Source organism: Ferrimonas balearica (genome assembly GCF_019802055.1).
GTDB classification, from domain to species: domain Bacteria; phylum Pseudomonadota; class Gammaproteobacteria; order Enterobacterales; family Shewanellaceae; genus Ferrimonas; species Ferrimonas balearica_A.
In genome coordinates, this window is sequence record NZ_JAHVHW010000004.1 from 628528 (window position 1) to 646127 (window position 17600).

Annotated in this window: 10 protein-coding genes; 2 read left to right on the plus strand and 8 right to left on the minus strand. The window is 59.4% G+C overall.

Translation table 11 applies throughout. The features are described 5' to 3' along the window. Nucleotides 1–42: 42 nt before the first annotated feature. The 6 genes from KUV52_RS03750 to KUV52_RS03775 all read right to left on the minus strand — a co-directional run bounded on the left by KUV52_RS03750 (nt 43) and on the right by KUV52_RS03775 (nt 9862). A complete protein-coding gene (locus tag KUV52_RS03750) occupies nt 43–4425 on the minus strand; it encodes an ImpA family metalloprotease (protein ID WP_222524579.1) in 4383 nt (1460 codons plus the stop codon). 292 nt (nt 4426–4717) lie between these two features. Then, complete coding sequence (locus KUV52_RS03755) at nt 4718–5956, minus strand: transcriptional regulator (RefSeq protein WP_222524580.1); 1239 nt, start codon at nt 5954–5956, stop codon at nt 4718–4720. Nucleotides 5957–6052: 96 nt separating this feature from the next. Next, the gene (locus KUV52_RS03760) at nt 6053–8341 is read right to left on the minus strand and encodes a multiheme c-type cytochrome (RefSeq protein ID WP_222524581.1); all 2289 of its coding nucleotides are present in this window, start codon (nt 8339–8341) and stop codon (nt 6053–6055) included. A 238-nt stretch (nt 8342–8579) separates the two neighbouring features. Beyond that, complete coding sequence (locus KUV52_RS03765) at nt 8580–8984, minus strand: hypothetical protein (RefSeq protein WP_222524582.1); 405 nt, start codon at nt 8982–8984, stop codon at nt 8580–8582. Between the two features lie 102 nt (nt 8985–9086). Continuing rightward, entirely contained in the window at nt 9087–9566 is a 480-nt protein-coding gene (locus KUV52_RS03770; RefSeq protein WP_222524583.1) for a NifB/NifX family molybdenum-iron cluster-binding protein, read from the minus strand. Continuing rightward, nucleotides 9563–9862 carry a DUF134 domain-containing protein gene (locus KUV52_RS03775; RefSeq protein WP_222524584.1) on the minus strand — a complete coding sequence of 100 codons (300 nt, stop codon included), beginning with the start codon at nt 9860–9862 and terminating at the stop codon, nt 9563–9565. The genes KUV52_RS03770 and KUV52_RS03775 overlap by 4 nt, the downstream gene beginning before the upstream one ends. Before the next feature lie 174 nt (nt 9863–10036). Between KUV52_RS03775 and KUV52_RS03780 the strand changes: the two genes are divergently transcribed. Continuing rightward, nucleotides 10037–11749 carry an amidohydrolase gene (locus KUV52_RS03780; protein WP_222524585.1) on the plus strand — a complete coding sequence of 571 codons (1713 nt, stop codon included), beginning with the start codon at nt 10037–10039 and terminating at the stop codon, nt 11747–11749. 540 nt (nt 11750–12289) lie between these two features. Here the strand turns inward: KUV52_RS03780 and KUV52_RS03785 are convergent. Then, nucleotides 12290–14512: a S9 family peptidase gene (locus KUV52_RS03785; protein ID WP_222524586.1), complete on the minus strand. Its 2223-nt coding sequence runs from the start codon at nt 14510–14512 to the stop codon at nt 12290–12292. Between the two features lie 222 nt (nt 14513–14734). Between KUV52_RS03785 and KUV52_RS03790 the strand changes: the two genes are divergently transcribed. Further along, the gene (locus KUV52_RS03790) at nt 14735–15481 is read left to right on the plus strand and encodes a hypothetical protein (RefSeq protein ID WP_222524587.1); all 747 of its coding nucleotides are present in this window, start codon (nt 14735–14737) and stop codon (nt 15479–15481) included. A gap of 633 nt (nt 15482–16114) precedes the next feature. On the opposite strand, the gene KUV52_RS03795 is transcribed toward KUV52_RS03790, so the two are convergent. Continuing rightward, nucleotides 16115–17293: a chemotaxis protein gene (locus tag KUV52_RS03795; RefSeq protein ID WP_222524588.1), complete on the minus strand. Its 1179-nt coding sequence runs from the start codon at nt 17291–17293 to the stop codon at nt 16115–16117. Nucleotides 17294–17600 lie beyond the last annotated feature (307 nt).

The following is a 17600-nucleotide window of genomic DNA, read 5'->3' on the forward strand; positions in this document are numbered from 1 at the left end:
GCGGTTTTTTATTGTTGTCCCGGTCAGCCGAATCCGCAGTGACTATGGAGCACTGCATTGTGTCGGCGAGCTGTTGTCTCTCGGCCAAAGTGTCGTGCTGTCGTTGAGCGACAGGGGCAGAAAGGTCAGTCCGTCACTCATGTTCGCCGGGGGCAGATCGGTTTCCAGCACAAACATCCCCATCGGCAAGGCGCCCGACGTGGCATTAGCCTGAACCTGCTGACTGGCCAGGTTGGTGTAGCGCAGTCCCAGCAGATCGAAGTGACTGCGCCAATCGATCGCCGTCAGCTTGCTCAAAGCCACCAGCATAAAGTCATTACCCGGAATGTCTTTAACCTTCCGTCCGCCATACACCTCATGACCCTCGTAGGGAAACAGGTTGAACCCCAGTTGGTCCCGATTGGCTTCCCAGTCCTGCTGATTCGACGCGTACCGGGCGAATATCCGGTTGTGCAGATACAGCAGGGTGATGATCCCGAATCCATTGTCCAACTGGGTGCCATCCGCCAGTGTCATGCCGTGAGCCCTCAGCACCATCTGCAGGTAAAACGTCATGCGGTAGCCGTTGTTGACCGCATAGGCATTGCTCGCCCATACCGCGTCATAACGGCTTCCTGTGCCGAAGCGACTGCAGGAGGTGCTTTTATACACCACCCGTTCTCCTGAGCTGTTCTGCAATTGGCCCACGTCGGACATAAAGGCATAGAACAACTCCTTCTGATTGGCGTGGCCGTCGGAGATAGGGGTCGTGTTCTGGCGTTGGACATAGTGATCCCGCCAACGAACGTAATAGGGAAAGACGTTATTGGAGTTTTCTCCAGCCCGACTGCCGTAGCCCGTCCATCGCTCCTGATTTTCAGCCGTGGCGTACTGCACATTCAGGCGGTTTGTCTGCAGGTTATGCCCCAGCTCATGGTTATCCCCCCAGCCTGTGGGATTGATGTTCCAGGACGCGTCCCAGGGGTTCCCGCTGCACCCGGAAGCGCAGTTCGCATTCTGATCGTAGTTGGCGTGCTGAATGATAGAGCGCGTATGCATGCTGTCATCGACGCAGTCTTCACCAAACAGGTTCTCGCAAGCCGATTTGACGTCACTCGGCAGAGATTCACTTAAACTCCTCCCTGGAATCTTAAAGCCTGCCAGAGAGTAAACCGAGTCGATATGATCCCGCCCAATGCTGGCGAGCAGCGCAGCCAGATCGGGGTGGTGGGAACCAATTGCGGAACTGAACTTGTCCCGCCTCATGTGCTGCTCCGCCACATCGGACCGAAGATCAACATGGGGGATCTCGGTGTTCTCCATCGTTTGCAGGAATGCGGCAATCTGGCCCTGATCGTTAAAGTCCATCACCGCCGGATGGTGAACAATGCCACTGGCAGTAACATCGGTGCTCAGAGCCGTTTCGGTGCCATCGAGGTGCAGATAGATGGGCCCACCGTAAGGAGTGGAGAAGCTCACTGAGCCCCCTTTGGGGAGAGTGAGTCGCTGCGTGGCCACCTCGAGTGGCCCCCGATAGACATTGGTTTGATGGGTTCGATTGGTGTTTGCCCGGTGATAGTTCAATCTGACCTTCACCACAGTGTCGTTATCATCATGGCGCGTCAGCGTCACCGTCTGGCCAGGCAGCGCATACCATCCGGTTGTGGTCCACTGGTTTCGGTAGGGCACTGTAATCTGACGCCTGGAACTGGTGGTTTCAGGGTAAGCGTAATGGGCGTTTTCCCCTTTGATAACCTGGGAGCGGTCAATGACGTATACCCCCAAATCGGGCTGAGCCAGATTGTTCGGCCTGGCATAGTGCACCACCCAGTCTGCAAACAGTGCCCTTTGCACCGCCACCGTTTCGGACATGGAGATGGGATAATCGATCTCTGATCGATACTTATCGGCCAGCAGCACTCCGGACCCGACGATATCGACGGAGGGGATATCAAACAGATTGGTCCCCGAGTAATCCAACTGCTGTGAGCTGATCCGGAACGGATCTGCGCCAGCCCGAAAAGCCTCAGTAAACGGGGCATCAGTGCAGTTGATGAAGTTCTTTGAACAGCTGTCCAGAACCGTGGTACTGAACTCCCCCGCCTCAAGGCGGGTCACCAGATCACTGATAACCTTGACCTTCTCATCGTCAGCCATCAGGTACTGCTCAATATTGAGATTCTGGGCCTTATTCTTGGACCAGTAGTTATTCCACCATCGCAGCCCCATCTCTCGATAGACTGGCCCCAATATTTCACCCGGGTTGCGATAGTAGTTGGTGGTTAGTACAGGAATGCCCCTATCCACCGCGACCTCAAGGGCATCGGCTATCGCCTCATAGCCGCCTCCACCCGCGTCGTAGCCTCCCAACACAATCAGGTCCGGTTCCTGCTCATTGATGCAGCTACTCAATGCCGCGCCATCACAGGCTCTGGCCTCATTAATCTGGTGGGCATCGGGATAAAACTCAGCGAGCCATTCAACCATCCGCTCGTAATGCGGAAAATAGTAATCATCCACTTGCCTGGAGACATGGGAAGCCACGACATGGAAGCCCTCCTGTTCATCCTCACCTTGGGTCAGCCATGCCAGCAGGCGTTTGAGGAAAAGGTCGGTTCCATCATTACGACCCACGCCAAACATGCTGGTCGCCATCGCCGCCCAGCGCCGGTCAGCTCTTTCATGGATCATCACCAACCCCAGATTGGAGGGGTTACCGTACTTATTGACGTTGGTTCGCAGCAGCGGCCAGGTGTTGTAGGGCAGATAGCTGTCAAAAACCACCGAATCGTGGCTGGGGTGCCAGGAGAGAGTATCCAGCCCTTCATAGACTTCGCTGACCAGAGCCAGGCGCTTCTGCTCACGTTCGGTAATCGCCCCCCGAAGATGGTCAATCAGCTCCTGCTCACTGGCAAGCCGATGATCGCCATGTTTTAGCGCATTTTGCGCGTGAGTCAGAAAACGCACCGTTACGGTACAGTCGGCCCGCACAATATCGGTCTGGTAGGTATCCCCGCTTAGATTGCCCCCGCAGCCGCTTATCTCATCCAGCACATAGCCCACATCCGGCTGGATATTCAGGGTGAGGCGTTCCCCGGAATCCACTAACTGTTGCGCAGGGGTGACACTGCCCCCCTCTCCCACATCGGTGTTGAGCTGGTACTGAACCGGCGAGAACAGCACTTCGATTTCGCAGCTTTGACTGATCAGACCGCTGGTATACACCCCACTGTCCAACACGCCATTGCATCCCGAAATGGACGCCAATTGGTATTCGGGGTCAGCCGTCACGGAAAACTGCCCCTGCTCGCCATGGTTGAGCATGAGCGTCGCCGGGCTAACGCTGCCCCCTTCGCTGACGCTGGTGGTGAGGGTGTATTGGTTCAAAGAGAAGCTGGCGTCAATCGAACAACTGCCAGTGACAATACCGGTGGTGTAGATCCCATTCACCAAGGTGCCCTCACAGCCTGAGATGGCATTCAGCTGATAACCCGCTTGCGGTGTCACGGTAAACTGCCCCTGTTCACCGTGGTTCAGCGTCAGCGTCGTAGGGCTAAGGCTGCCCCCTTCGCTGACGCTGGTGGTGAGGGCGTATTGGTTCAGGCTATAGCTGGCGACAATGGTGCAGTCTTGCACCATGGGGGCGGTGACAAAGCGCTCCTCCGTCTGAGCACCACCACAGCCCTCGATCGCAGCAAGCTGATACCCCTCGTCCGCCATCGGGTAGAAGGTTCCCTGCTGGCCCGCTTCAATCTCCAGGCTTTGGGGGTGCAGCGTTCCCCCGGTTGAGCTCTGAGTGCTGGCCAGGAAGCGAAGTAACGGCTCTGGCTCTGGCTCTGGCTCTGGCTCTGGCTCTGGCTCTGGCTCTGGCTCTGGCTCCGGATTCGGATTGACGTCAGCATCCGACAACTCGGTGAAGCTTGCGGAGACGGTGCAATCTTCTGCTTCCGCGGTCACCTCATAAATCCGTCCGCTCAGGTTACCTCCGCAGCCGACCACCTGCTCCAGTTGATACCCGGGACTGGGGATCAATCGGAGTTGGCCGGTCTCCCCCCTCTTCAGAATAAGGATGGGCGGGAAGAGGCGCCCACCCTCACTGCTCTCGGTGTGGATCCTGTAGCGGCGCTCACTGAAGGTCGCCCGTACGGTGCAGTCGCTCTTGATGGACTCAATCACAAAGCCCGCTTCGCTCAGTTGACCTCCGCAGCCTGAAATCGAAGTAAGCTGGTAGCCGTCCCATGCTGTTGCGGAAAAAAGGCCCCTTTCGCCTTGTCGCAGAAGAAGCGAGTCCGGCGTCAGGGTGCCTCCCTGACTGCTTACGGTTTTTGCCTGGTATTGAATTGAGAGCACCGATTCACTGGTGCCTGGCGCATCGCCAGAACCCGCACTCTCCGTCCCACTGTCCTCAACACACCCAACGATCAACGGCGCCAGCAGTAGCAGCATTCCCACTCGATACATGAACAATCACTCGCCAGGCGCATTCCGCACTGCCCGTTTGAGGGAGTTCGCTTCTTTTTGCGGACAGTGGATTCAACACCTTGTTATTGAAGAAGAGATGAAAAACAAGAAGTGAACGATATGTTATCGGGGCGCTAGGGTGCCCGCTGTATGCTGCTTGTATTAAAAGGGGGGAGGCGCGACTGGTCAGAGTTCTCGCCAGCAGGAGGAGGAATTTGGGCAAGCGCGTTAAGAGCAGAGAGTGCCACCTCTTATTGGGTGGCACCGATGGGCGGCATCAGAGATAGAGAGTACGCCGTTGTGTCCAGACCATGGAGTGGTCGGCAAAGGGCAGCATCCAGATGGCGGTACGGTCATCCAGGTAGAGGCGATAGAACACCAGCTCTTCCCGGCCCAGTTCGCTTTTTCTGAACTCGCGATAGAGCCGTTTCGCCATGTCAGACAGCCGATTGGGTGAGGAAAGCTCCACCGACGTAGGAGTGACGGTATAACGCGTCACGCGCCGCTCGCCCCAGCGCTCTTCGGTTTCAATGTAACGGCCACGAACCCGGTACTTCACCGGCGTGGTATGGCAATCCTCATCGGTCACACAGGCGGCAAAATAGAACAGACCGCTGTGGGCTTCGAGGGGCACCGCCGAGATGCGAAGGTCGGCCCGGGCCAGGCGCTCATCCTGATCCAGCTTAAAGTAGGCGTCTCCAAAATAGAGCTGCTCAACCATGCCACCGGTGTCCTCACCCAGCTCTTCGAAGCGCAGAGCGTTATAGGTTTTCTCCTCCATCCGGATCTTGGTGGAGAGAAACTCCGACAACTGCTGTTGGCCGCCGTTATCCGCGGCGCCAAAGATGCTGATCAGGCTCTGTCCGGGACATTGCCCATCGGTATAGCCGGGGCAGATCACCAGACTGTCTCCCTGCCCGGTCAGCAGAGCCATGCCCTGGAAACGCTCAAAGGGCGGCTTCCAGCCGGGCTCCGGCACCAGTTGATTGGCAATTCGACCTGACAACACGCTGGCATCAACCGGGGCAGTGCCGGGCTCCGTAAGCACCCACACCGGGCCCGCCACTCCACTGACCCGCCCCGGCAGATGCTGCTCGTTGTAGCGGGCTCGGGGTGAGGTATCCAGCCACAGCAGAACCCCAACCAGCAGCGCCAGAATCACCAGCACCATCGCGGCCAGCAGCGGTTTGAGGGGTACCCGTTTTACGTGGGTCTGGGACTCGGGAAGGTGCAGGATGTAGCCGCGCCGGGGCACGGTTTTCAATTCAATGTCCGGGTAAGGGGCCAGTTTTTTCCGCAGGGTACTCAGCGCATTTTGCAACGAGGAGTCACCCACCACGCGACCGGGCCAGCCCGCTTCCATCAACGCACTTTTGCTGACCACCTGGCCGGATTCGGCGTGCAACGCCTCGAGAATACGAGCCTCAGTAAAGGTCAGTTCGGTCGAGAGTTGGGTGGAAATGTCCACCAGAATCAGCTTGTCGGGGTCGAATCGCAGTTGCGGGGAGAGTCGCACAGGCAGCCTCCGGTAATGCGCCGAAAGATGGGAAAAAAATGCCCCACCCAAGGTGGGGTGAGGCATCCTAACATCGGTATTTGCAGGGGGGTAGGGTTACAGCTTGTGAGCCTGTTTCAGATTGTCCACAGAGTGACAAACCGCACAGGATTCCACTTCCAGCTGCTCCAGCGGCACACCAAAGCGACCACCATGTTGCTCCATGTGGGCACGCACCGCCGGAACGATCTCCAGCTGGCCTTGTGCATTGGGCTTCTTGGCATGACAGGCGTAGCAGGTGGCAGACACTGGAGACACGTAGGCATCCACACTGATGTCAGTGGCCGGGTGCGCCTGGGAATCCGGGTTGTAGTCCAGATCCAACGCCAGCGGGCGGCCTACCTGGCTCAGACGGTCAACACCGAAGCTGTCGCCTTCGTGGCAGCGGGTACAGTTGGCCAGATCCGCCGGGTACTCCACGTTACGAACGCCATTTTCCATCGACTGAGTGGCGCGCTGGTTGGCGTGGAGGGAGTGCATCCACACCTTGTGATCCGGGTGGGTCACGGTCAGCTCTTCCACAAAGTACTTGTCGCCGGCCTGAGTGTGCAGTTCGCGAATCGCCTGAGTTGGCGGAGTGTTCGGGTTGTGACAGGCCAGACAGGGGTCTACCGCATCGGCGGTGGAGCTGACAAAGCCTGACTGGCTGCGAACCGCCATCGCACGTTCCATACGGGGCAGCAGGTGCTCGCCCAACTCATCGTCATCGTGACCGGAGAAGCAGGTGGTGTCCGCCAGCGCCTTGTTCATCTCCGTCTTGCGGCTGTGACAGTTGCGGCAGCTCAGTTCGGTGTTGTCGCTGGCCTCGTCGTAACCGTGGCAGCTGCCGCACTTGGCGTTGCTGACGATCATCGGACGGGCGTCGGCTTCAGCATCGGTCAGGCCATCCTTGGTGAAGTACCAGCGTTCGTTATAGGCGGCATTCTTAGCGTGACCGGCAGTGTCACAATCCACCAGATTCTGCTCTGGATCGAAGCAGTAGATCAGGCGGTTGGAGATAAAGCCGCTGTCGTTCAGCAGGTCACCGGAGATCGCATCCTGAGTCACGATGGGGCCCAGCTTGTAGACGTAGACGCCCGCTTGCTGTTCACCGCCGAGGTAGGGCTTGGTGCGCGGACGCTCACCGTCCGGCGTGTAGCCGCCGTCGATGGAATCGCCGTGCTTCTTGTTGCTCTTCACGAAGATGCTGTAACCGCGGGAGTTGGTGAAGTCCACGGAGGCACCCCAGTTAACGTACATCTGGAGGTTTTTGATCCAGGTGGCGTTGCCCGGGTTGGCCGCGTCCAGAACCAGACGCTCACCGGCACGGTCACGCAGCGAGAAGCTGATCAGCGCATAGTGCTCACCGGCCGCCTCACCCACTTCAGCGCCATCCACCAGTTTGGCGGCTTCCACGTCAACGGTCACGATGCCACGCTGATCTTCAGCCTGAGCCTTCTGGTAGCCGCCAAGGTGTGCGTCATTGATGGATTGCGCACTGTGGCACTCAACGCAGTTTTCGTTGGTGGGTTGACCGGCATGGTCATAGATGGGGTTGCTGGCCAGATCGTGGCAGCTTTCACAGGTTTCACGGGTCGGTACCGTCTGCCAGTTCAGCGCCTGCGCCAGGTCGGTCCGGGCTTCAGTCTCGTGGCAGCTTGAGCAGTTGCCCACCGGACGGGAGCTCAGGCCGATATGTACCTGGTGAGCCAGTACCGGCCACACCTTGTCGGCGTCGCTCATCTTGTTGCCAGCGTGACAGCTGGCGCAACTGGCGGTCTCGTCACCACCGTGCACAATGGTATCGATAGACTCGTGGCAGCTCAGGCAGCGCGCGTCATCGATGATATTGCGGGTTTCGGTCGGTTCCGTGCCATCCGCCATGGCGTCCAGACGGGCAGTGGCTTCCGGGTAGCGGCTGGTGGCGGGTACGGTCAACAGCACCCGCTGAGGGAATTCAGTATTGTAGAGGCCATCCAGCTTGCCGCTGAAGGTATAGCGGTATTGGCCGTCGCCCAGCTCTTCCAGCGTACCGGCACACTTGCCCGGCTGGCACTTTTCATAACCCAGGACCTGCCACTGGGAGCGCTCGCCATCCGCATAGGGCTGCAGCTGAACCGCCTGAACCTTAAGGCCCTCAATCCGAATCACCGGAAAGTCCAGCTCATTGCGGGCATCAAACTCAAGTGCCAGGCGCCCCTCCACCATCTGGGTGTCGGTGATCGCAACGGTCAGCACTTCGGCAACCGGTGATACCAGGCCACCATCCTCGCCCGGGGCGCCATCCTTGCCGTCCTGACAGCCAGTCAGGCCCAGCAGCATGGCGGTCGCCAGCGTCGCAGACCATCGATTTACTGCGTACTTCATCATCTGTCCTCATCATCTCTTGGCGCCTCGCCGGGCGCGAAACGAAGCATGACGAAGGGCAAGAGCCGGTTCTGTGAATAAACGACAACTTGGTAACAAACTGGGGGTTAAACAGGGTTTTTAAGCAGCTTTAAGAGGTTTTAAGGAGGGATTTTGAGAACTTTTTAGTGTTCAGGCACAAAAAACGCGCACATTGCTGTGCGCGTTTTTTGTTAACGGGGTAGCGACCGGAAGCCACTCAGAAGGTGTAGCGGATGCCAATGGCACCGTCGACGCCAAACTTATCCTTACCGTCGAAGTCCAGTTCGGGGGCAATCTGAACGTAGGCGTTCCAGCGCTGAGTCATATGGAGTTCCAGACCAAAGGGGACACGCACCCCATAGCCATCATCCCACTCAACGAACGCACCGCCACCGACGTACCAGTTGAGCGGCATATTCTCGATCTGAGTGGCGTTACCACGGGCAAACAGGTAGTCCACCGTCATGCCATCATTGCCGACAAAACCGTTGATGGTGTCGTTCAACTGCAGCATCACACCCAGGCCCTGGTCATAACCAAAACCCACTTCAATTTTGGCCTCTGCGGCCGCACTTGCGGCGGCGAGCGTCATCGCCGCGCCCGCGAGCATCCCACGATTCATGGTCTCTCCTCCGGTGTTCAAATGTTGGCCACATTGGCATGAGCCAGTCGAGGATGCAAGTTTCACGGGCCCGGACGCCTGCTCCGTTCAGGTCCGGGTAAACTATCCCCGCTTCAGCCCGGTAATGGTAAAGCCTGAGTGCGGCGCGTTGGCAGGCGCCAGACGCGGTGCAGCGGACTCATGGCCACCACAACCACACCCTCCACCGCAGCCCCCGCCACAGCCGCCTTTCTTGTCATGCTGCCGGGAGGGGTTAACCGCCGATTCCGGCATCGCCAACAGCAAGCCCTGTCGCCACAAGGAGATAACCGCATCCGGGTCCACGCCCCTGGGCGCGCGCAGCACCTCGATCCCCGCTGCCTTCAGCTTGCCGAAGAGCCGTTGCCCGATCTGATCCACCACAACCGCGGCCACCCCCTGCTGTTTAATCAGGTTCAGCATCGCTTTCTTGTCCGCGCAGCCACCCTTCAGCGCCGGGTTGGTCATGCGTTGACGAATGCCAGCAGCGTCGGCGAACGCCAGCTCCTGACAACGGGTGAAATGGGGGGCCAGACGTTCACGTCCTACTGGGATGGCAATCATTGGGGAGACACTCCTTCGAACTCAGACGGCAGCTCAATGGCGTGTCCCCGGGTGATCGCTTCCGCTATCTTGCGCCGCGCCCGTCCCAGAGCATTGCCCAGCGTCTGCCGCGACACCCCCATGCGCTCTGCCGCCTGCAACTGGTTCAGCCCCTGAGCATCCACCAGGCTGATGGCCTCAAACTCCTCGGCGGTCAGACGCTGGCGCGGCAGGTCCCGGGCGGGAATGCCGTTGGGCTTAAACAGGCTGCAGGGCGCGGTGGCACACAGGCATCTGGGCTTTCGTGGACGTACCATCAACACTCCGTCTCAAAAGATGGTTATTGGCATATGCCAATAACCATCTTGACCGGGAACGCCATCCTGCGCTGTGAAATCGATCGCAAACCGACGAAAGGCTCAACCGCCACACCACGGGCTAAGTGAATGACTACACTGACGATGCGACGATTTCTGTATAAAGGGCTTCGAATGAAAACCATCTGGCTGCTGTTACTGTTCACCTTGTTCACTCCCGCTCTGCTGGCCGCCGACAGCGAGACCCTCTACTTTGGCGGGCCGATCATCACCATGGAGCCGGAGCAGCCCAGCGCGGAAGCGGTGGTCACCCAGGGGCCCACAATCCAGTTTGTCGGCACGCTGGCCGAAGCGCAGAAACGGTATCCGGACGCCAGCCCCCATGACCTCAAGGGGCAGACCCTGATGCCGGGCTTTATCGAGCAGCACCTGCATCCGATTCTGGGGGCACTGGCACTGTCTGTGCCGGTGATCGCCCCGGAAGCCTGGGAGCTACCGGATCGCACCTGGCCTGCGGTCACGGCCCAGTTTGATTACCTGGCCGCCCTGAAAACGGCGGAAACCGAGATGACCGATCCCAACGCCACCCTGTGGACCTGGGGTTACCACCACCTCTACCATGGCCGCCTTAACCGCGCCATGCTGGATGGCATCAGCCGTACCCGCCCCATTGGTGTCTGGCACCGCTCAGCGCATGAGTTCTACGCCAATACCGCCCTGCTGGAAAAGTACGGCCTGACGGAAGAAGCGCTGGCCACAGCCCCCGCAGATGCCCAGGCCCAGACGGATCTGGATAAGGGGCATTTCTATGAAAACGGGGCCCTGGTTTTCTTTCTGCCACGGGTGATTGAGGATCTCGCTTCCGAAACCCGCTTCCGGGCCGGGCTGAACTCGATGATCACCATGTTGCACCGCAATGGGGTTACCGCCTACAACGAACCCGGCGCCCTGGTGGTGCCCGCCATCGCCGATCTCTACACGGAGATCCTGGCCGCCGACAGCACACCGATGTACTCCTTCTTTACCGCCGAATCCAAGTCCCCCTATCTCAAGCATGGGGCCGGACCGGAGCTGGTGGCCGCAGTTGAGGCGCAGACCCGCCTGTTGCCGGAAACCGGCAAGGTGCGCTACTTCGACAAGCAGGTGAAGATCCTGTTTGACGGCGCCATCATCTCCCAGCTGATGCAGATGAAGGACGGCTACCTGGATGGGCATAAAGGGGAGTGGATCCAGGATCCGGAACAGACCCGCGCCATCATCGAAACCTTCTGGGATCAGGACTATCAGATCCTGGTTCACACCAATGGTGATCAAGGTCTGGAGGAGTTGCTCGCCATTCTGGAAGCGCAGCAGAAGCGCCGTCCGCGAAAGGATCACCGATTGACGGTGGTGCACTTTGCCAACGCCACCCCGGAGCAGGTGAAACGGATAGCCGAACTGGGCGCTATCGTCAGCGCCAACCCCTATTACATCACCGGTTTTGGCAATAAATACGCGGAAGTGGGATTAGGCCCGGAGCGGGCCCACGCCATGGTGCGACTGGCGGAGGTGGTGGAGGCGGGAATCCCCCTCTCCCTCCACTCCGACCTGCCCATGGCGCCGGCGGATCCTCTGTTTTTGGTCTGGTGTGCCGTTAACCGGCAAACCAATGAAGGCAACGTGTTGCGCCCGGACCTGGCCATCAGCCTGGACGACGCCCTGCGTGGCATCACCATCGACGCGGCTCACTCCTGGCGGATGGAGCAGGAGCTGGGCAGCATCAAGGCAGGCAAGATCGCCAACTTTACCCTGCTGGACCAGAACCCCTACAAGGTCCCTCCGAAAAAGCTGAACCAGATCGAGGTGATGGGCACCGTGTTTGAGGGTCGCTGGTTCCCGGTTCGCTGACGAACTCTGTGCCGACAGGAGCTACTCTCCAATGCATCACGAGAGCTTTACGCAAGGCCCTCACGGCGATAGCCGTCCCCCCTACGCCGACTCGCGGCGCCGAACGGGAGCGACTGGGCATGAAGCCGAGGGCCAGGGGTGAGAGCCGATAGGCACGAGCGCGAAGCCAAGGATGGCGTAGCCGGGCTTTTGAACGGAGCAGGGACTGCGCAGTGAAAAAGGTCCGAGTGGCCAGCCGAGCATGGGTGAACGCCGATAGGCGTGAACGCGGAGCCATGGAGGGCGGAGCCGGCTTTTTGGAAAGGGTATGGATAGCCCTTTCCAAAAACGAGTCTGGCCAGAGCTGAAATGAGAAGGAGAGGGAGTGAGGGGTTTTCGCCGCGCCGGAGGCAAAGGGGTGTCCAGAGGGGCAAGGCCCCTTTGGTGCCCGCCGGGGCACACCCGGCAAAGAGATTGAACTGATCAACGAGTCATCATGCCAACGGCATCCCCTAACCAATCAAATTAAAACAAAAAGCCCGCCAGTTGGCGGGCTTCTCTTTACTCTGGCTTAAGGTGGCGGTCGAAGAACTGCGCCATCATGGTGTGCCAGTGGACCCGGGTCGCCTCCCCCCGCAGGCTGTGTTTCTTGCCGGGATAGGTCATCAGGTCGAACTGCTTGCCCCCATCCTGCAGCTGTTTGATCAGTCGGGTGGTGTTGGTGAACAGCACATTGTCATCCGCCATGCCGTGATAGATCAGCAGCGGCTTATCCAGCGCCTCGGCGTAGGGAAACACCGACGCCTGCTCGTACGCCTGGGGCACCTTGGCGGGGTGGCCCATATAGCGCTCGGTATAGTGGGTGTCGTACAGCAGCCAGTCGGTTACCGGTGCCCCGGAGATGCCAGCAGCAAAGTGATCGCCCGCCTTAAACATCATCATCAGGCTCAGGTAGCCGCCGTAGCTGTGGCCAAACACACCAATGCGTTCAGCATCCACATAGGGCAATGCGCCCAGGTGTTTCACGCCGGTCACCTGGTCCGCCACTTCCGGCGTGCCCATCTTCTGGTACAGCGCCGTTTCAAACGCCTTACCACGGTAGTTGGAGCCCCGATTGTCCACGGTAAACACCACGTAACCCTGCTGCGCCAGGTACTGGTGGAACGGCTTATCCCAGCTGTTGGTCACCAGCTGGGCATGGGGACCGCCATAGAGATAGACCACGGCGGGATAGCGCTTGTTGGGATCGAAACCTGCGGGCTTGTAGAGGCGGTAGTAGAGGCTGTGCCCCTCCGGCGCCCGGATGGAACCGAACTCGGGATTTACCCAGTCACTCAGATAGGGAAACAGAGGGTGTCCCGGTTCAACTCGGTTCTGCTCCAGCCAGGTCAGCTGTTTGCCTTTGGCATCGTGCAGAGAAACCTGAGGCGGCGTACGGGGGTCACTGAAGGTATCGATGTAGCCGGACCCGTCTTTGGCAAAGGTCACACTGTGCATGCCGGGTCGATCGGAGATGCGGCTGATCTTGCCTTCACCATCCAGCCGTACCCGGTAAAGGTGGCGCTCCAGCGGGGTATCCCGACGGCCGGTGAAATAGACCAGCCCCCGCTCCTCATCCACCGCTTCCAGCTTGTCCACCACCCAGGTGCCGGAGGTGAGCTGACGCACCCGCTTCCCATCCAGACCATACAGATAGAGGTGCTTGAACCCATCCTGCTCAGACGCCCAGATAAACTGCTTGGCACTCTTCAGGAAACGCAGGTCGCTGTGCAGGTTGATCCAGCTGTCACTGCGTTCGGTCAGCAGGGTCCGGGTTTTGTTGCTGGTGACGTCAGTCAGGCGCAGCGCCAGAGTCTGCTGATCCCGGGATTGCCACTGGTAGCTCAGTTGCGAGGCGTTGGCCCAGCGTACCCGGGGCAGGTAGATGTCCTGCTCCTTGCCCAGATCCAGCCAGGTGATCTGCCCATCCGCCAGCCGGACGACGCCCAGCTTCACGGTCACATTGGGGCGGCCAGCCGCAGGATAACGCTGGGTGATCATCTCGATGCGATCGGCGTAGATCTCGGAGCGAGTCACCTCATCCACCGGGGATTCATCCACCCGGATAAAGGCGATGTGGGCGTCGTCCGGTGACCACCAGTAGCCGGTCATCCGGTCCATCTCCTCCTGAGCCACGAACTCCGCCATGCCGTTCTTGATGGCGCCGCCACCGTCGAGGGTGAGTTGGCGCTCTTCGCCACTGCTCAGATCCACAAGGTAGAGATTCTGGTCACGGATAAAGGAGACGTAACCGCCTTTCGGGGAGACCTTAATGTCGGTCTCAAACGCTTCGGTCTCGGTCAGGCGGCGGGCCTGGGATTCCCCCAGATCGTAATAGAAGACGTCCCCGGCCAGAGGGAACAGCAGGGCCTGACCATCGTCAGACCAGCGGTACTCCATGATGCCGCTGCCGTAGATGCGCTGACGCTCGCGGCGCGCTTTCTCCTCGTCGGACAGTTGCTCTTCACCCTGATGCAGTTTGTCGGAGTCCACCAACAGGCGGTTTTCGCCATCAGCAATGTGGTACTCCCACAGGTCATAGCGGTGTTGGTCCGACTCCCGGCCCTTCAGGTAGGTAACCCGGCTGCCATCCGGTGAGTAGGCCAGGGCGCGGGGGGTGCTGCCAGCCAGTTTGGGGCTGCCAAAGATCCGCTCGATGGTGAGGGTTTCCGCCTGAGCGGCACCCAGTGCCATCAGGCTGCTGCCACACAGGGAAAGCGCCAGTACTTTTTTTAGTATCTTCATGTTTAACAAAGGCTTGTCCTTGCCTGTCATCCCTAAAGTGGCGCCATTGTAGCAGGGCTGGCCGGGTCAGACATCCGCAACGCCGGATTAACCTTTACGTAACCGTCCAGCAGAACGTCGCACCCGGGTGCCGTGATCCTGGCCAAAGAGTAACGCGAGAAGGTTTCCCCCGGTTTTCCCTCTGACGCATACTGAGCACAACACCAACATCACGAGAACACCATGGGCTGGGGCAATTTACTGGGCAAGATGCTGCGCGATGGCGTGCTGGAGAAGGGCTTGATCGAGACGGTTAAACCTCAGGTTCAGCCCGCGGTGGATGAGATCCGCACCGCCACCGGACACCTGTTGACGGAGAGCGGCCTGAAAGGCGCGCCCGACCCGGCAACCCACCCCAAAGAAGCGCTGCAATATCAGCTCAGTGAATTGGTCGCTTGCCTGCTGCAAACCCCACGCAGTCAGGCCTACTACCTGATGGATGAAATGGTCGGGCTGGTGCCCTCAGTGCTTGCCGCTCACCCCAAACTGGGGGGGCTGTTGGGACTCGCGCAAGCGATGGGTATTCAGCTGGGCAGACCCGGATCCGGACAGGGTCAGGCTGCCGTTGGTCTCTCCAGCATGCTGGGGGGAGGCCGAATGGCCCAGACCCTGGCCCGCAGCGGGCAGGCGATGCTGGATGGGCAGCAGGCCTACGAGGTGCATGCCAGCCAGGCCCGCGACTGGGACAGCCTGACGCCACTGCAGCAACAAGTGGTGGAGCAGTGCAGTCTGCTGGCGGCTCTGCTGGAGAGCACCCCGGAGCAGGAGGGCGCCCAGCGCAGTGCCCACCGGCGGGCTATTGAAGACGCCATCAATGTCCTGGAGAACGTGCTCAACCGGCAGGATGACGCGCTGTTTGAGGGGCTGGGCAGTGAGCACCGCAGCCGCCTGGCAGCCCTGATAGGCCAGCCGATGACGAGGCATTCGTAGACTTTTCCATTTTCTAATGAGGTTTGCTGATTTTGGGGATGCCACCGGCAAGTGACTGTAGAGGACCCATTAACCCCCTTTGCCAGGAGCGGCCCGGCGGCCGCCAGAAGGGCTATCGCCCCTCTGGACTCCCCTATGCCTCCGGCGCGGCGAATGCCCCTCTCTCCCTCTCCTTCTCATTTCAGCTCTGGCCAGACTCGTTTTTGGAAAGGGCTATCCATACCCTTTCCAAAAAGCCGGCTCCGCCCTCCATGGCTCCGCGTTCACGCCTATCGGCGTTCACCCATGCTCGGCTGGCCACTCGGGCCTTTTTCACTGCGCAGTCCCTGCTCCGTTCAAAAGCCCGGCTACGCCATCCTTGGCTTCGCGTTCGTGCCTATCGGCTCTCACCCCTGGCCCTCGGCTTCATATCCAGTCGCTCCCGCTCGGCGCCGCGAGTCGGCGTAGGTGGACGGCTATCGCCGTGAAAGCTCAGTGCACAGCATCAAACTGAGTCGATTCGCTACTTTTTGAGGACCTGCTTTTAGGTGCCATTGAGACACCTAGCACTTCGGAAAATGGACGCCCTTACCTCTGACAGGCAACAGCTTTAGGCTGAAAAAAAACGCCACCCTAAGGTGGCGTTTTTTTCTGTCAGTTGGCTTTCACCGCCATCCGTTTGCCCAGCCAGACGCCAAGGCCCAGTGGGGCGAAGAAGATCACCAGAACAAACAGGACAAAGTAGAGGATCAGGCTCTTCAGGGTTGTGGTCAGTTGCTGGAACGCCTTCTCCACCGCCTGTTGGGCGATATGGTCCAGGTCCGCCGCGGCGGCGGCCCGCTCCCGGGTCACCATCTCCTCCAACGCCTGACGTTCAGCGCGAACCATCAGCACCAGCGCTTCCCGCTCCACAGAGAGCTGAGCCAGCTTGTCGTTGCTCATCTCGTCGAGGCGTTCTACCAGCGGCATCAGTTCCCGGTTCATGTCCTCCGCCAGAGTCCGCATCATCTCCGGCGACTGGGCCATCAACCGCTGGAACTGTCGGGAGGTGGCACTGATCTCCACCAGGGTTTTCTGCACCTCATCGGCATTGATATTGGCGTGCAGCGCATACAACTGCGCTTTCCACCCCAGGATCTTCGGCGTCTGCTCGGTCATCATCGCCATCCGGTCGGAGATGTCGCTCATCACCTCCGGCACGGTACCGAAAGTGGTGATCGCTTCCAGTTCGCTGATGCCACGGAACGCCAGCCAGTCATTAAAGGCACTGGTGCGGGGGAAACTCAGGTCCACGATGGGGTTAGCGGCCACGTAGTCGGCAATAAACTGACGATGAGACGCAAAGTCAGAGCGGCTCAGAAACCCTTTGCTGGTGGACTCAAACTCCTCAGCCAGAGCGTGGCTGGCTGCCACTGCCACGAATTGATAAGGCCCGAACAGATCGGCCCCGTCACCGCCATCAAAGAACGCCGCCATCTGTCCGGTCAGTGCCCAGGTGTCCACCATAGAAGCGATGGGCGAGGCCTGGAAAATGCTGCGCTGAAGCGCCTGTTCCGCACCAATCTTCCACATCAGGGCATGGCTCTCGATCAGGATGTTCACCGGCCGCCCTTCCCGCTCGGCCGCCTCCCGCTCCATCGCCACCATTCGGTCTGCCGCAAGCTCAACGCCACTATAAAAGACCGTGGAGAAATCCCGGCTGAACACCCGCATGTTGAGCTGCTCCTGGGGCAGCGGCTCAATGCCGCTCTCCAGTTTGATCTCCAGCAGGGAGCAGCCTGAAGAGGCGATCACCAACAGTCCTACCATCAGCATTCGCCACGCGTTTCTCATCATATTACTCATCCACTTCAATGGGTCAGGCGCCAGCGACAATGCCGGACAGAAAAGGGGGAGTATTGTCTTCGCTGTGGCAGCGCTCGCCAGTGACCTGGATCGCAGCTTGAGGAATTTTCCACCATAGAAGTGCGTGAAATTTGAGCAGGTTGCGCCGTTTTCTGCAAACCGGGTCATGGTCAGCTTCCTCCCGCTTCCGGGTCTTTTGAGTTAGAGCCCAACAAACCGCGAGAGTTTGATTCTCGGTCGAGACTGGGCAATCGCCAGCCCCAAACAAAGCTGTTAAGTTGGCCCCGGGAGGAAC

Bases quoted from the DNA above. Each gene is read 5' to 3' on its own strand.
- KUV52_RS03785 (WP_222524586.1), bottom strand. From the start codon at position 14,512: ATGAAGATACTAAAAAAAGTACTGGCGCTTTCCCTGTGTGGCAGCAGC.
- KUV52_RS03775 (WP_222524584.1), bottom strand. From the start codon at position 9,862: ATGGTACGTCCACGAAAGCCCAGATGCCTGTGTGCCACCGCGCCCTGC.
- KUV52_RS03765 (WP_222524582.1), bottom strand. From the start codon at position 8,984: ATGAATCGTGGGATGCTCGCGGGCGCGGCGATGACGCTCGCCGCCGCA.
- KUV52_RS03750 (WP_222524579.1), bottom strand. From the start codon at position 4,425: ATGCTGCTACTGCTGGCGCCGTTGATCGTTGGGTGTGTTGAGGACAGT.
- KUV52_RS03790 (WP_222524587.1), top strand. From the start codon at position 14,735: ATGGGCTGGGGCAATTTACTGGGCAAGATGCTGCGCGATGGCGTGCTG.
- KUV52_RS03760 (WP_222524581.1), bottom strand. From the start codon at position 8,341: ATGAAGTACGCAGTAAATCGATGGTCTGCGACGCTGGCGACCGCCATG.
- KUV52_RS03795 (WP_222524588.1), bottom strand. From the start codon at position 17,293: ATGAGAAACGCGTGGCGAATGCTGATGGTAGGACTGTTGGTGATCGCC.
- KUV52_RS03770 (WP_222524583.1), bottom strand. From the start codon at position 9,566: ATGATTGCCATCCCAGTAGGACGTGAACGTCTGGCCCCCCATTTCACC.
- KUV52_RS03780 (WP_222524585.1), top strand. From the start codon at position 10,037: ATGAAAACCATCTGGCTGCTGTTACTGTTCACCTTGTTCACTCCCGCT.